The organism is Grimontia hollisae CIP 101886, assembly GCF_000176515.1.
Classification (GTDB): Bacteria; Pseudomonadota; Gammaproteobacteria; order Enterobacterales; family Vibrionaceae; genus Enterovibrio; species Enterovibrio hollisae.
The window spans coordinates 148176-161831 of record NZ_ADAQ01000011.1 but is presented as its reverse complement, the minus strand read 5'-3'; the positions used below and the strand labels follow the sequence as shown (position 1 = coordinate 161831).

11 protein-coding genes, 3 tRNA genes and 1 other RNA gene are annotated in these 13656 nt (G+C 45.5%); 9 read left to right on the top strand and 6 right to left on the bottom strand.

Features of this window, described 5'->3' with window-relative positions; all coding sequences use genetic code 11:
* Window positions 1-71 precede the first annotated feature (71 nt).
* The gene (locus VHA_RS06995; RefSeq protein ID WP_040528684.1) at window positions 72-1448 is read right to left on the bottom strand and encodes a phosphatase PAP2 family protein; all 1377 of its coding nucleotides are present in this window, start codon (window positions 1446-1448) and stop codon (window positions 72-74) included.
* A 243-nt stretch (window positions 1449-1691) separates the two neighbouring features.
* Here VHA_RS06995 and VHA_RS06990 point away from each other — a divergent pair.
* The 5 genes from VHA_RS06990 to VHA_RS06975 all read left to right on the top strand — a co-directional run bounded on the left by VHA_RS06990 (window position 1692) and on the right by VHA_RS06975 (window position 3290).
* Window positions 1692-1782, top strand: a tRNA-Ser gene (locus tag VHA_RS06990).
* Window positions 1783-1830: 48 nt separating this feature from the next.
* Window positions 1831-1974: non-coding RNA, RtT sRNA (locus VHA_RS18615), on the top strand.
* Window positions 1975-2012: 38 nt separating this feature from the next.
* Window positions 2013-2089: transfer RNA gene (locus VHA_RS06985), tRNA-Asp, on the top strand.
* Window positions 2090-2315: 226 nt separating this feature from the next.
* Window positions 2316-3011, top strand: a complete 696-nt coding sequence (locus VHA_RS06980) for a VC0807 family protein (RefSeq protein WP_040528420.1) — start codon at window positions 2316-2318, stop codon at window positions 3009-3011.
* A 188-nt stretch (window positions 3012-3199) separates the two neighbouring features.
* Window positions 3200-3290: transfer RNA gene (locus VHA_RS06975), tRNA-Ser, on the top strand.
* Between the two features lie 213 nt (window positions 3291-3503).
* Here the strand turns inward: VHA_RS06975 and VHA_RS06970 are convergent.
* The 3 genes from VHA_RS06970 to VHA_RS06960 are packed head-to-tail and all read right to left on the bottom strand — an operon-like array spanning window position 3504 to window position 6103.
* Window positions 3504-4496: a DUF2955 domain-containing protein gene (locus tag VHA_RS06970; RefSeq protein WP_005503102.1), complete on the bottom strand. Its 993-nt coding sequence runs from the start codon at window positions 4494-4496 to the stop codon at window positions 3504-3506.
* Window positions 4486-5592 carry an HlyD family secretion protein gene (locus tag VHA_RS06965; RefSeq protein ID WP_005503101.1) on the bottom strand — a complete coding sequence of 369 codons (1107 nt, stop codon included), beginning with the start codon at window positions 5590-5592 and terminating at the stop codon, window positions 4486-4488. Before VHA_RS06965 ends, VHA_RS06970 begins: the two co-directional genes overlap by 11 nt.
* 19 nt (window positions 5593-5611) lie before the next feature.
* Entirely contained in the window at window positions 5612-6103 is a 492-nt protein-coding gene (locus VHA_RS06960) for a hypothetical protein (protein ID WP_005503099.1), read from the bottom strand.
* Window positions 6104-6259: 156 nt separating this feature from the next.
* Here VHA_RS06960 and VHA_RS06955 point away from each other — a divergent pair, with 156 nt between their 5' ends.
* The gene (locus VHA_RS06955) at window positions 6260-6940 is read left to right on the top strand and encodes a potassium channel family protein (protein WP_040528418.1); all 681 of its coding nucleotides are present in this window, start codon (window positions 6260-6262) and stop codon (window positions 6938-6940) included.
* Window positions 6941-7136: 196 nt separating this feature from the next.
* On the opposite strand, the gene VHA_RS06950 is transcribed toward VHA_RS06955, so the two are convergent.
* Window positions 7137-8840 (bottom strand): mechanosensitive ion channel family protein, encoded by a 1704-nt coding sequence (locus VHA_RS06950; protein WP_005503096.1) that lies wholly within the window; start codon window positions 8838-8840, stop codon window positions 7137-7139.
* A gap of 363 nt (window positions 8841-9203) precedes the next feature.
* On the opposite strand from VHA_RS06950, the gene VHA_RS06945 reads away from it, so the two are divergent.
* From VHA_RS06945 to VHA_RS06935, 3 genes are read left to right on the top strand one after another with little or no spacing between them, the layout of a single operon-like run.
* Complete coding sequence (locus VHA_RS06945) at window positions 9204-10478, top strand: paraquat-inducible protein A (protein WP_005503095.1); 1275 nt, start codon at window positions 9204-9206, stop codon at window positions 10476-10478.
* A 25-nt stretch (window positions 10479-10503) separates the two neighbouring features.
* Window positions 10504-12147, top strand: a complete 1644-nt coding sequence (gene pqiB / locus VHA_RS06940) for an intermembrane transport protein PqiB (protein WP_040528417.1) — start codon at window positions 10504-10506, stop codon at window positions 12145-12147.
* Complete coding sequence (locus VHA_RS06935) at window positions 12147-12725, top strand: PqiC family protein (protein ID WP_040528415.1); 579 nt, start codon at window positions 12147-12149, stop codon at window positions 12723-12725. The genes pqiB and VHA_RS06935 overlap by 1 nt, the downstream gene beginning before the upstream one ends.
* A gap of 337 nt (window positions 12726-13062) precedes the next feature.
* Here VHA_RS06935 and copI read toward each other — a convergent pair whose 3' ends face one another.
* On the bottom strand, window positions 13063-13611 hold the full coding sequence (gene copI / locus VHA_RS06930; RefSeq protein WP_005503080.1) for a copper-resistant cuproprotein CopI: 549 nt from the start codon (window positions 13609-13611) through the stop codon (window positions 13063-13065).
* Window positions 13612-13656 lie beyond the last annotated feature (45 nt).

Sequence of the window (13656 nt, the reverse complement as noted above, 5' to 3'; positions counted from 1 at the left end):
GATGCAATTTCGTTGCAATCGATACGCCCCGAATGCAAACCGTGACGCCCCCAGCGTTCTTTGGTTTGGGTTTACTGGCTGAATTTGGGGACTAACCAAGCTATCAGAATTGCCAGCAATGCAAAGCCAACGGTTGTAATTGCCAGAATGTGAATGCTGGAGTTTGATAACTGCGTGGCTACCCCCACTGCTGCCGCAATACCTGTAACACCAACGAGCGACAACACAAACCCTCTTTTACCCAATGGCAGCGACACCCGGGGTGCGTGCCTTTCCATCAATAACAGCACAGAGGCAAAGACGAGGGAAAATGCCAGACAATAAAGGAAAGTCGGTTGAATCTGTGTCGCTGCCAGTGGCAAGGCGATAGCCCCTATACCTAACCAAAGCCTTGGTGTTGCAATCCATTCCTTTTGTGTAAAAGACTGCGCTGCAGCGGCAATAAGTGTGCCCACGACGGCGCCGGCCGCCACATCCGTGACATAGTGTACGCCAAGATACACCCGGCTGAGTGCGACCAGCAAAGATGGCACCAGCCAAATTGCGAGGGAATTCCTGCCAGCTTGTTTCAGCCAAAAGTAAACCAGTCCCCACACGGCAAAGGCGGTGGCGGTGTGCCCGCTGGGAAACGCAAAGCCGGAGGCATCTGCCAGCTGTAAATCTGGGTAAAGATAGAATGGGCGCGGCACCGCAAAATGCAGTTTGGCAAAGCCGACCACTAACGTGACGGCGACAGTGGCAAATAGCACTTGCGAAGCGCGTTTAACCCCGCCTGTTGCCATTGCAAAAGGGATCAGGATAAAGAAGAGGACACCGTTACCCAATCCTGACGAGGCTTTTAACACGGTGCCGACCAGAGATGGTAACGTGTTAATGATGTTCTGGACGCCATGGTTCAAAGACGCATTCCAACGATTAAATTCACTGCTGAGATGGTGGAAATCCTTATAGTGCTGGGTTTCACTGGGCGTGGTGACATGGAGCAGCGTAGGAAACATATCAACCTGCTCCGGAAACCTTGCTGCCTTTCGCATCTTGTCATCAGGTGCCATCATGTACACGGCCCGCACTTCGCGGCCAAAGTGTTCGGCCTGCCAGCTCGCTACCGTTGCGTTGCCGTCTTTTGGGTTGTGAATGGGGATAGGGGAGAGCGCTCGACAGTCAAATAAAACGGCCTGGCCAGGCCTTGCGATTTCTTTTACTACCTCAACATCGATACCTGTTTCCTCCTTCGTTTCCCTGACAGCGGCATCAGCAGGATTATCATTATCAATATAACCACCAGGTATCGAGATACGGTTATTGAGTATATCCCGGGTTACCAGTATCCGGCCTTCGATATCAGAAACCAGACAGGCAGCGCCTTTGATGCTTGTTTCCTCTTCGGCAGCATATGCTGGTGAAAAACCGATAATTGAAAGAATGAAAACGAGGAGTATTTTTTTCATTGTCGTCATTGAATCGTTTCTATTGCGGGGTATTGTAGCAGTGTGGTTCAGGGAGATCGCGCCTACCCTAAAAAATGTTTTATAGATATATGACGCTACATTCGCAATTTCAAGATGGTGACTATTCGGGTTTTATGCAGGCATTCAACAATGCCTTCGATTGCTTTTTGAGCATTTAAATAAAAACACACAAAAAGGGGGTTTACAGGCAGAAAAGACCTCAGTATTATTCGCCGCACTTACGGAGAGATGGCTGAGTGGTTGAAAGCACCGGTCTTGAAAACCGGCATACGTTAATAGCGTATCTAGGGTTCAAATCCCTATCTCTCCGCCACTTTTAAATCAAACAGCTTAAAATTAGGTGTTTGACTCAGAGGATGAAATATTCCTCAGAGAGATAGGGTGAAGAAGCCTTGACAGGGTTCAGCCGAGCGAAGCGAGACAACGTTGCCCGGCGAAGCCGAAAAGGCAACGGCCCGAAGGGCAAGGGAGCGTAGCGACCGAGTAAATCCCTATCTCTCCGCCACTTTTCATCAGCAGGCATTAGTCGGTTGATAAAAAATTGGAGCGGTAGTTCAGTTGGTTAGAATACCGGCCTGTCACGCCGGGGGTCGCGGGTTCGAGTCCCGTCCGCTCCGCCACTGACTGAAGCCTGATGCGAAAGCGTCAGGCTTTTTTCTTATTCGCGCCCCGCGATCAATTTTTATTCTATCCGGAACTTTTTCTCCTTCCCTGACGCCTTAATTTCCAGAACACGAAGACACATGCACTTACATTGCTAGGTACTGCTGGGCTTTACATATGGGTGCATGCAGGGAACAATCGGGTAAAACCAGAAATAATCATGACGTCTTTAACTGGAAGCTTATGAGTAATACCGCTAACAAAAAATCGAACCCCCTGTTCGAGGTAGTCTTTAACGTTTTGCTGCCTTCGTTGATTTTAATGAAGCTCAGCGGGGATGAACACCTGGGGACAGTACTGGCACTGGTTGTCGCATTGGCATTTCCTGTTGCTTATGGTGGCCTTGAACTGGTTCGCAACAAGAAACTCAACCTCTTTTCTGTGTTAGGTTTTGTCAGTGTGCTGCTAACCGGTGGTATCGGCCTTTTGGAACTGGATACCAAGTGGCTGGCACTGAAAGAAGCCTTGATTCCCGGTGTGATTGGGGTGGCTGTACTGGTTTCAACTTTCACCCCGTATCCGTTTGTCAAAAAGATGCTTTTCAACGACACCATACTCAACTTGGCACTGATCAAAGAACGTCTGGAGCAAGGTGGTAACAGTCAGACGTTTGATCGCTGTCTGATCATTTCCAATTACCTTTTTGCCAGCACGTTCGCTTTCTCTTCTGCGATGAACTACTTTCTCGCCACCTGGATTGTTACCAGCCCTGCTGGCACCGCAGCATTCAATGAAGAGCTGGGTAAGCTCACCTTGTACAGCTACCCGATGATAGCGGTTCCAAGTACCCTGATGATGCTTGGTATTTTCTATTATGTGTGGCGTCAAATCCGCGCAATGACATCACTGGAAACTGAACAGATCTTTCACCTGAAGTAGGCGAGTAAGTGTTGGGTGTGGAGTAAGTTCGATCAGCATGCTGCTTCAACTATCGTGAAGCCTGAACAATACGTGCGCCGTTTGAACTAAAGATACTCGAAGCGTTTAAAAAAGAGGCACTTGAACAGCCAATTGTAGAAAAGGGGTTTACAGGCAGAAAAGACCCCAGTATTATTCGCCGCACTTACGGAGAGATGGCTGAGTGGTTGAAAGCACCGGTCTTGAAAACCGGCATACGTTAATAGCGTATCTAGGGTTCAAATCCCTATCTCTCCGCCACATTTGAAAGCCCGCTGAATTTAGCGGGCTTTTTCATATCTGGAACAAACCTTTGGAGATAGGGGTGCAGAATCCTAGACCCTTGGAGTTCAGCCGAGCGAAGCGAGACAACTCGATTTAATTTCTTCTCGCATACGTCATGTTAAACCCACCTTGACGGAGTGTCAGTTATCCCAAATAAGAAAACCAAGCCAAAGCTTGGTTTTCTAGGTGCTAATTTTGGGTTTTGGGGTAAAGGATGATCAAACTCATGATACCCAGCAAGACAGCGGCGAAAACGGACATAAAACGTATGAGGTCATCGGTGATTGCTTCAATACTGGTTGAAGTAATCCCGTAAAAAACTAACACAACGTAACTGGAATACATCAATTGAATCGAGTTATAGCTGGCGTTTTTTGCAACCGCATGGATTCCCAGGAACAATGCACTCACTACAGCAACACCAGCAATCCCTACCAGATTGACTTGAAGCATACTCATGGCAAGAGGTGGAATGGCAAACAGTACACTGGCGTATGTCGTCAGCACTCGTCTTAATCCGTAATCTTTACCAATGCTGGGGTCGGGGTCCTTGACCATTAATGCGACGATAATGATGATAACCGTACTTTGCTCCAAGTCTAGTTGGATCGTACACACCAGCGTTGTCATGACAATCACCGCTTTCAGCAGGGTTTGCCAATCAAGTAGGTATTTGGTTGTTGATACTACGGGAGCCGTATTTGTAGCCATTGGCTCGCCGCCTGGAAATAGGAGATAAGCCAAATAAGCGGTAAAACCGGCAACAAAGATATTTTCGAGCAAAGCCATGGGAATTTGCTCAACGCTAATCCCTTTCTGTTGCGTAAAGACAGCAATCATTGTTGTAGAAACAATGAGTAAGATAGCCATCACGTCTTGAGGATTTTTCTTGGTGCGTTCCATACACCAGTAAAATATCCCAAACAAGAACAGGTAGTAGACATGTACGTAATCGATCAATAGATCGCTCATTAATGCCTGAAACCAAGCGGTTACGAACAGAATCCCGCCCATGATAAATACCATGATCACCGGTGGGGGTTCATGAGTTGTGGTGAGAAAAACTGCGCACATAGCAGGCGCTAGCAAAGGCAAATCTGTTCCGAATACATGTTGCCAAAACAGCAAAAGTACCGGGAATACCGCAACTCTTATGATCGGGTTGGCGGCACTATGATACATAGCTGATATAACTCCATGCCAAGATCCAGAGATCTTGCAATCGCTCACCTAAGTAGCTTTTATCAGGATAGAAAGCGACAACTGCTCGGCCACCGTATCTCAGATTCAGATCGTCAGGTAACTCGGCGAATTCGATGTTGACGGGGAATCGTTGCGCTTTTGAGCTACTGGTCGGTGATGTCATGAGACCACTACTGGTATCTTGCGACAGGCTGTTATTACCACTACTTCCCCAGCCGATCGAGGAAATTTTCCCTTCAAACACCTGACCAGGGTAAGCATCAAAAACGATTTTAACTCTATTGCTAGGCTTTAGATGTGCCAAAGAGTTTTCTCTCACCATGGCGGTAAGCCATAAGTTGTTGGTATTGATAAAGGTGAGGAGTGGTTGTCCTGCAGCAGCGTAATCGCCAACCGCAACATTCATGTTAGTGACCACCCCATCAGCCGGTGCAGTCAGCTTCGTGTGGTTAAGGTTGAGTAGGGCCTGCTCCTGTCTGTTTAATACTGATTGTATTTCAGGGTTTTCTATCCCTCTGGGACCAAACTCTTGCTTAGCTTTCTCCAATGCAGACGATGCTTGCGCCAGTCCTGCTTGCGCTGTTTCTAGTTCAGTGAGGATGTTATCCATTGCAGCTTGACTGATTGTCCCTTTTTCAGCCAGTACACGATTACGCTCTACATTTTTCTTGGCATTATTTAGCTTGACGCGAGCGGCAATTTCGTTGGCCTGAGCAACACTTATCGCGGCAGAATCTGCTTCATAAGATTGCGCAGCTTGTTGTAAGTCAAACCTTGCGGCTTTAACGGCCAGTTCAAAGGGGCGTGGGTCTAACGTGACTAACTCATCTCCCGCCTTTACGTTGCTATTGTCGGTAATACTCACTTGAGAAATAGGACCAGAGACTTCGGGACTGATACGTATTAATTGACCATTTACTCGGGCTTGATCTGTCATTGGGGTCATTCGGTCGGCCCACAAGGTATATAACCAGAGAGCGGCAACCGCTACAAAAATGACGTAAGTAAATGAGCGGGCTTGACTAATTTTCTTATCGCTTTGCTCTGTGCTGGTTTGGGTATTGTTTTCTGACATCGTTTGTTCCTACTCTGGTTTACTGTTGTTCCAGCAAATTAACTTTTTTGTAGATGATACTTTTCTTTGTTCTTACTTCGACAGCAATAGTAATGATGAAAGCAAACAGGCCAACCAGTAGAACGGCGCTTGAAGGAGAGACCTGAACTTCGCCTGTGTATTTCGTCCAGATCACCGCAAGGGCGACAAACCAACCAAATAGCACCGCCGCATTGGTGACAGCTATCGGAACAAGGCGTGACCAAAAACCATACTGAAGTTTATCAATATGCTGTGGGTGAGATTTTTTAAGTTGATGAATAAACAGCTTAGAGGTGAGCAGCGATAAAATAATCCCTAAACCGAAGGTCAGTGAAACAGCTTGGCCCCAAACTGTCACTTCGGAGTTAGTGATCATGTTCAGCGACATGGGGACACTGTTCATTCCTTTGAAATGATAGCTCGCGATGTAACCATTAATAGCCCCGTTAATCACGCCGCCAACCAATGAATCTTTCACTTTGATATCCATGTGTAGCACCTTGATTTATGCTCAAAAAAACGGTGGTAAGTATAACGAGATCGTTCGAATAAATGCATGTTAAAAATGATCACTTCTCGATATCCTTATGCCAGAAAATACCGATAAATACTGATGAACAGTGACAAAAGCGAAAAGGAGTCAACGATGAATCATGGCAAGCGCCTGCCAAGCATCAGTGATAAGAATAACTTCATCTACTTAACATTAGCGCTGATTATGCTTTTGATCTCAGCAGCTTTAGTCCAACTGTTACAAGACAATGTAATGGAAAACCTGATGCAGGGCGTCATAGGTGTAATATTTGTCGTGTGTTTTTTCAGCTTGCACTTTGACCGACAATGGACGCATTTCTTCAGAGGACTGGCGGCAGTATGGGTAGCCACCATTGTGGCTCAACGTGTCTTTCATATTGAAGAGATGAGCGTGTTGACACTGACTCTGACCTTTATCTTTTTCTATGGCACTTTTCAATCGTTAGTTAGAACTATTTTATTCTCAGGAAAAATCGACACCAATAAGCTTATCGGTTCTGTCGCATTATTTTTATTGCTTGGATTGATGTGGGCCGTTGCTTACCTGTTTTTAATAGAACTTGACCCGCAATCGTTTCACGGATTGGAGGCGATTAAGTGGGAGGACAATTTTTCTAACAGTGCATATTTTAGCTTCGTGACGTTAACCACCCTCGGCTATGGAGACATCAGCCCAGCGACACCCATAGCTAAGACTCTGGTGTATTTAGAGTCGATAGTCGGCGTTTTTTATATGGCGGTTGTGGTTTCTAGCTTAGTCAGCTCGAGCGCAGAGCATAAAACCCATCAATAAGAACAATATGGGATTAGATCTATTGTGTGCTGATACTGACTGATACGATGCCTGTCAATGACAACATACGTCAGTCATCATAATAGAATGCCCTGAGTGGCCAAAGAGTGTTGTTGCTCACTGGGCAGTGAGCCAACACTCCTTGTTTTACTGCTTGAGCGGGCTTGGTGTTTATGGGGATTTAACGTAAATGGTCTCAACCATTCTCTGCGCTCTCTGTGTATAAATGCACATCTTGCTGAGGGAAGGGGATGGAAATACCTTCAAGGTCAAAGCGGAGTTTGACTTCTTTAGTCACGTCCCAGTAAACGTCCCAGTAGTCATCCGTTTTAACCCAGGGCCTGACAATAAAATCAACGGATGAGGTATTAAGAACGTGGACTTTGATCATTGGCTCCGGTGAACGTAGTACAGCAGGGTGAGCTTTTACAATTTCTGTCAGCACGGATTCTGCCTTTAGCAGATCATCTTTATAGCCAATTCCGAATACCATATCGACTCGGCGTATTCTTTCGTGGGTGACATTTTTAATAACGTCTCCCCATATTTTGCTATTTGGAACGATGATAATTTGGTTGTCAAACGTACGAATAGTGGTATTGACCAAACTCATGTGGCTTACTTTTCCCTCTACGCCACCCGCACTGACAAAATCTCCCACGTCAAACGGTCGATAGATTAATAGCATCATACCTGCGGCAAAATTAGAGAGTGTGTCTTGCAAGGCGAAACCAATAATTACCCCAGCAATACCAAAACCAGTCAGCACCGGTGCCAGGTCTACACCAAGCTGAGAGAGGCCAACCAAAATACCGATAATCCAAACAACTTTGCCAGACATAGACACAAAGAAGTCTTTCATTAACTGCGATATTTTTATGCTTTTGTTAGCAACTGCCCGTTTTACCGTGATTTGGGTGATTTTAGACAACCCTTTTGCAGATAACAAAATAATGATAAATATCAATATTTTGAACAGGCTCTGGGGGGCGTTTTCTAGAATCCAATTCCAGAGCGAATCTGACCAGTGTTTTACAATCGATAATGCGACTTCCCCGTCCAGAATATCTTGTGTAATGCTCCCCGTGACGCCGAACAGCTGTCGCTTGTATTCGGATGTTGGTAGACCCATTTTGTCAGCAAGCTTATAGGTGCTCCTTAAGCTTTCGGTGATAATTTTAAGGCGCTGTTCAGTCACAATTTGTGAAAGCTGTAATGCTGACTTTTCTGACTCTGGACTTGTCGCTATCTGGGTATTGAGGACATTTAATTGCTGCTTTAAATATTCAATCGACGCAGACAGTAACTGAAGACGTTGATTGACTCGATCTGTCAGTATTCTTTCGGCATTTGAAACGGGCTGATCCATGGTTTGGAGCCAGCCAATATTTTCCCAAGCGGAGTTCAATGCCGCACTTAAATAGCTTTGAAGATCGCCGTAAAGATTGATCAGAGACAAGCGTGACTCGCTGGAGTTCTCATTGATTTCTTTGTTCAACGCGCTGACACGGGATTCTATATAGAGGTACGCATCTTCTGTATATTGTTGTTGCGTTGTGATGAGCTTGAGTAACTTTTGGTCGTCAATTGTCTTTGATGCCACTGCTTGAGCGAGCAACGCCCTTAACTCTTCATTTTTTAAAAAAAGCTGAAGCTGCAGAGCATCTCTATCGTCACCAGTAGCAATGACCAAGTTCTGGGAGAGGGCCTGAATGTACTGACGTGTTTGGTCAATGTCTTGCTCAATTGGGGAAATTTCTGGGGTGTCAAGCGATGCAGAGATTTCTCCGGCCGTGGCTTGAGGCGAGCTTTCTGCCCACACTGGTATAATACATAGTGTTGCTAAAAGGAGACCAAAAAGAAGAATTTGGAAATGTTTTACGTTGAGCCTAATTTTCATGATTATTTAAGGACGTCCGTGATCAAATGGATGTTTCATTTATTTTCGACACTTTATGTAAGCCACATTACGTGGTTCTTAAATACATTTCAGTAAAAAATGTCAAGGAAAAGTCGCTTCCGAAGCATTGAAATGCTTCTTTTCTATTTAAATTAGCAAGCCTGTGTATGATAAATCAAAGAATGATAATGGTATTCTATATAAAATACAGGCCTGTTGAGTCATTGTTATTTCTGTGGCTATTTTGTAGGCATGTGATGTTTTTATGTGAACTCAGTCGCATGAGCAAAGCGTGAGTTGACGTGACTCTCAACACTGAACACTCTAGAATGGCTCGCGCGCATTTTTGAAGCTGAGCTGTGAATGAAAACAATTTCACCGAGTGAAAATATTCTACCATGTGAAGAGTGTGGGCTGTTGGTAGATGTTCCTCCTCTAGAGCAGGGTTATACGGCAAAGTGCCCGCGTTGCGAACATACATTGACCAAGTCGACAGTTTCTCCTTATCAAGCCGCAATCGCTTTAGCAATAGCTGGGTTAGTTTCGCTCGGTTTGAGTCTTTATTTCCCATTTATGTCGTTTAGCGTACAAGGCCTGTCCCAAGAGATTAATTTGTTGCAAGCAGCACAGATGCTTGGTGAATACCAAAATTCATTATTAGGATTGTTGCTATTTACCACTGTGGTTGTTTTGCCAGCACTATACCTTCTAATCGTTTCTTATCTGTATCTTAAAGCGGGCTATTCAACGACAAGACCATTAACCTCAGTTGAAATTTCCTTTGCTAACAGACTCTGTAAGATTTTATTTTCAGTACAGCCTTGGCTAATGGTCGAAATATTTCTGATTGGTGTGTTAGTAAGCCTGATCAAAATCGCTTCGTTGGCTGAGATCAGTATGGGCTATTCGTTCTGGAGTTTTTGTCTATTTACCGTGTTGGTGGTGAAATGTGTATCGACGGTCGAGCGAGTGTGGCTTTGGGAGCACTTTGTTCCATCGACATTACCACAGGGTGTCACTGCAGGTGATCAGCAGTCCAACCACCTTGTGTGCCATCTTTGCCGAGAGATCAACCCTGCAGGCGCTGAACGCTGTGGTAGGTGTCATAGCAAGCTACATCGTTTTGACCCAGACACCAACTTACAAAAATCGTGGGCTTTATTAATTGCATCCGTAATTTTTTATATTCCAGCAAATATCTATCCAATGATGTATACCGTCAGTCTAGGAAAAGCTGAGGGTTCAACGATTTTAGAAGGCGTCATACTACTTTGGAAGCTTGGTTCATATCCCATCGCTTTAGTAATATTCTTTGCCAGCATATTGATTCCATTAGCAAAAATATTATCTCTTGGCTGGCTTTTTCATAGTGTAAGAAAGCCGCAAGGAGCAGAAGGTAATTTGGCACGTTTAAAACTTTACCGAATAACCGAATTTATTGGACGATGGTCAATGATCGACATATTTGTTGTGGCCATATTGGTGGCGTTGGTACAACTCAAGAGCATAATGGCAATTTATCCAGGCCCTGCGGCGCTATGGTTTGCACTTGTCGTGATATCTACCATGCTCTCGGCGATGATATTTGACCCACGCAATATTTGGAACAACAACAGCCAAGTTGAACAACCGAATTAATCTATCCCTTTGAGACATTATTTTTATGTATAATAACCAAGCGACGGCGCTGATTACTCACAAGAAACAGCTATCCCCAATGTGGATCATTCCTTTGCTCGCGCTTCTAATGGGGGCATGGATGTTGTTTCAGCACATTAGCACCACAGGCCCAGTGATTACATTGACGTTAAGTACGGCCGATGGGATAGAAGCGGGCAAGACGGAAATCAAGGCGTTGAACGTCAAGGTTGGGGTGATCACAGACATCAAGTTAAGTGACGATTACGACCATATTATTGCCAAAGCGCAAATGAGCACAGACGCCGAAAGAATGCTCAGAGAAGACACACGGTTTTGGGTTGTGAAACCCAGAATTGGCCGAGAGGGCGTGTCGGGCCTTGATACATTGCTATCTGGCTCTTACCTGCAACTTCAGCCCGGCTTTTCTGATGTGTACGAGGAGACATTCAAGGTATTAGATGTTCCACCTGTTGCACCACCCGATGCCGAGGGACTTCGCGTCGTTTTGACACACAACGAGGCGGGGAAACTTAGTGTGGGTGACCCTGTCCTCTATGAAGGTTTTACAGTCGGTCGCGTAGAGCAAGTTAGCTTTGATGTGGAAAAACGAAAAGCAAGCTACCAACTGTTTGTCTTTGCCCCTTACGATGGCCTGATTACCTCAAACACCAATTTCTGGATGGATTCAGGCATTAGTTTGCAAATGAGTGCAGAAGGTTTTGAGGTACAACTGGGGTCACTCGAAAGCATGCTGAAAGGGGGAGTCACGTTTGGTGCCATTGATGACGATGAATATGGTATTCCGATTTCTCAGCAGATGACCCAGTTTCGCTTGTTTGATGATCTCCAGCAAGTGCGGGAGGGCATGTACAATGAGTACCTGGAGTTTGTGATGTTGTTTGATGAGTCCGTGCGCGGCTTGAAGCCACATGCTCCTGTTGAATATCGTGGTTTGCCAATTGGCTCTGTCGTCAAAGTGCCATTACGGACGCGATCCCCAGAACAACAACTTGACTCAAACAAAGTTCCCGTCCTTGTTCGGATAGAGCTTGGGAGAATCTATCAAGGCATTCAAGATAGTGATCTTCCAAAGCTTCGCGACAAGTTGGAAGGGGAGTTTCAGCGAGGTTTGAGAGGTACGCTAAAAACTGGCAACCTTGTCACCGGTGCATTGTATATTGACGTTGATTATCACGAAAACACTGAAGCGCTGACCTTGAAACCCTTCGATGGGTATGCCGTTTTCCCAACGGTACATGGAGGATTTGCTGAAGTGCAAAAGCAAATTATCGATTTGATGAAGAAGGTGAATGGACTTCCGCTGGAAGACACGATAGCTTCCCTGAATTCGGCGTTGAAAGCGTCAGAGCGCACATTGCGCGCGGCAGAGAATGTTGCAAGCAATGTTGACGCCTTGCTTAGTCAAAATGATACCCAGACGTTACCTAGCGAAATGAAACAGGTGTTACAGCAACTGGAAGAGACACTGGCTGGTTTTGATGCGAAGTCAACGTTGTATCAAGATATGGCGTCGACTCTTCAGGAGCTGAACAAAGTCTTAACTGAGGTGAGACCCGTTGTGCGTCAGCTCAATGAAAAGCCAAATGCTTTAGTGTTTGGTAGCGACGATGTTGAGGATCCTGTCCCAGAACGAGGAACCAAGTAATGAGAAAGTTATCCCTGTTTGTCATCTCAATGCTTCTTCTTGGTTGTAGCAGCAGTGTTGAAAACGCAACGCGATTTTATGTGCTGCCAGAACTCGACCCAGTTGTCGTTGACAGAGATGAATCCTTACCTCTTATGATGGTCAAAAAAGTGGAGCTGGCTAGCTATCTGGAAAGTGCGGGAATTGTATACCGCACGTCTGAAACAGAGGTAATTCAAGCGCGAAACAATCAGTGGGCAGAGAGCATTAGGGGTCAGATAACTCAGTATCTCATCCAATCGTTGCGTCAAAGCCAAAGCAAATATTGGCCGGTCAGTTCCGAAGCATTCAATGCTGAAAGTGACGACGTAACCTTGAGAGTGAGTCTGGACAAATTTAATGGCGCATTCACTGGTAATGCGGAGGTGTCAGGTGAGTGGGAACTCGTCAGAGAAAATGGCGCTTTTGTAATGAGTGAGGTTTTTTCTATCGAAGTGCCTCTCGAACAAGATGGTTATGCGGCACTGGTTTCTGCACTGTCACTCGGTACCCAAAAGCTGGCCAGAGACATTGCTGAGAAAATTGCTGTTAGAGACTGATTTTAGATATTTGCGATTAGTTGCTGATAATAATGATTTTGTATTTAGTGGTTAGCGGGAAGGCAGGCTTATTCTTAAGTCAAAAATTGACAGGGATTCAGTGGTAAACTGCCTTTATAACTGTGACAGCTAAATGTACTTGCGACAAATCTTGGAGTGGTCGTAGCTGACTGAAATCTAAGGCTTTGAGAAGAAGAAAATTAGGTAGTGACAGGGTTCAAATCCCTATCTCTCCGCCACATTAGGAAAGCCCGCTGAACCCAGCGGGCTTTTTCGTATCTGGAGAAAACCTCCACAGATAAACCAGGCCGCTGAGTATTCAGCGGCCTTTTCAGTATTATAATTTGATGCTCTTCACCATACCGGCTTCGGCGTGGCCCGGGATATTACAGGCAAACTCGACATTTTTGTCGCCGTGAAAGTGCCACAGCAGTTGTTTAGCTTTGCCTGGCTTGACCGTGACCGTGCTACCTGAATCGTGCTCATGGTGACCTGTCATGGTTTTCATCATTTCGCGGTGTTTCAGCTGCTCTTCCATTGACCCGATGGAAAACTCATGGTCAATCTTGCCCACGTTCATCACCACAAACTGCACCACGTCATTTGGCTCGATTTTTACTTCTTTTTTGAAGTTGATACGCATGTCATCGGTCAGGATAACGTGAACTACCTTGTCAGGCTTGGCACCTTTTGCCGGCATACCCACTGCAGACATGCCTTCCATATTCATCATGCTTGAATGATCCATCTTGGAATGATCCATGTCACCGTGGCCCATAGCGCTGTGATCCATCTTGCCATGATCCATTTTCGAATGATCCATCGCATCAGCCAATGTGCCTGTAGTCACCAGTGCCAGAGAGAGTGCCAGTAATGTCTTTTTCATCGTGTTTTCCTTTTTAAAGTAGGTATCACTGGGCCTTTCAGCCCA

Coding starts and splice junctions, on each gene's coding strand:
- VHA_RS06935 (WP_040528415.1), top strand. CDS start 12,147: ATGAGAAAGTTATCCCTGTTTGTCATCTCAATGCTTCTTCTTGGTTGT.
- copI (WP_005503080.1), bottom strand. CDS start 13,611: ATGAAAAAGACATTACTGGCACTCTCTCTGGCACTGGTGACTACAGGC.
- VHA_RS06960 (WP_005503099.1), bottom strand. CDS start 6,103: ATGGATATCAAAGTGAAAGATTCATTGGTTGGCGGCGTGATTAACGGG.
- VHA_RS06965 (WP_005503101.1), bottom strand. CDS start 5,592: ATGTCAGAAAACAATACCCAAACCAGCACAGAGCAAAGCGATAAGAAA.
- VHA_RS06955 (WP_040528418.1), top strand. CDS start 6,260: ATGAATCATGGCAAGCGCCTGCCAAGCATCAGTGATAAGAATAACTTC.
- VHA_RS06995 (WP_040528684.1), bottom strand. CDS start 1,448: ATGAAAAAAATACTCCTCGTTTTCATTCTTTCAATTATCGGTTTTTCA.
- VHA_RS06950 (WP_005503096.1), bottom strand. CDS start 8,840: ATGAAAATTAGGCTCAACGTAAAACATTTCCAAATTCTTCTTTTTGGT.
- VHA_RS06980 (WP_040528420.1), top strand. CDS start 2,316: ATGAGTAATACCGCTAACAAAAAATCGAACCCCCTGTTCGAGGTAGTC.
- VHA_RS06970 (WP_005503102.1), bottom strand. CDS start 4,496: ATGTATCATAGTGCCGCCAACCCGATCATAAGAGTTGCGGTATTCCCG.
- pqiB (WP_040528417.1), top strand. CDS start 10,504: ATGTATAATAACCAAGCGACGGCGCTGATTACTCACAAGAAACAGCTA.
- VHA_RS06945 (WP_005503095.1), top strand. CDS start 9,204: ATGAAAACAATTTCACCGAGTGAAAATATTCTACCATGTGAAGAGTGT.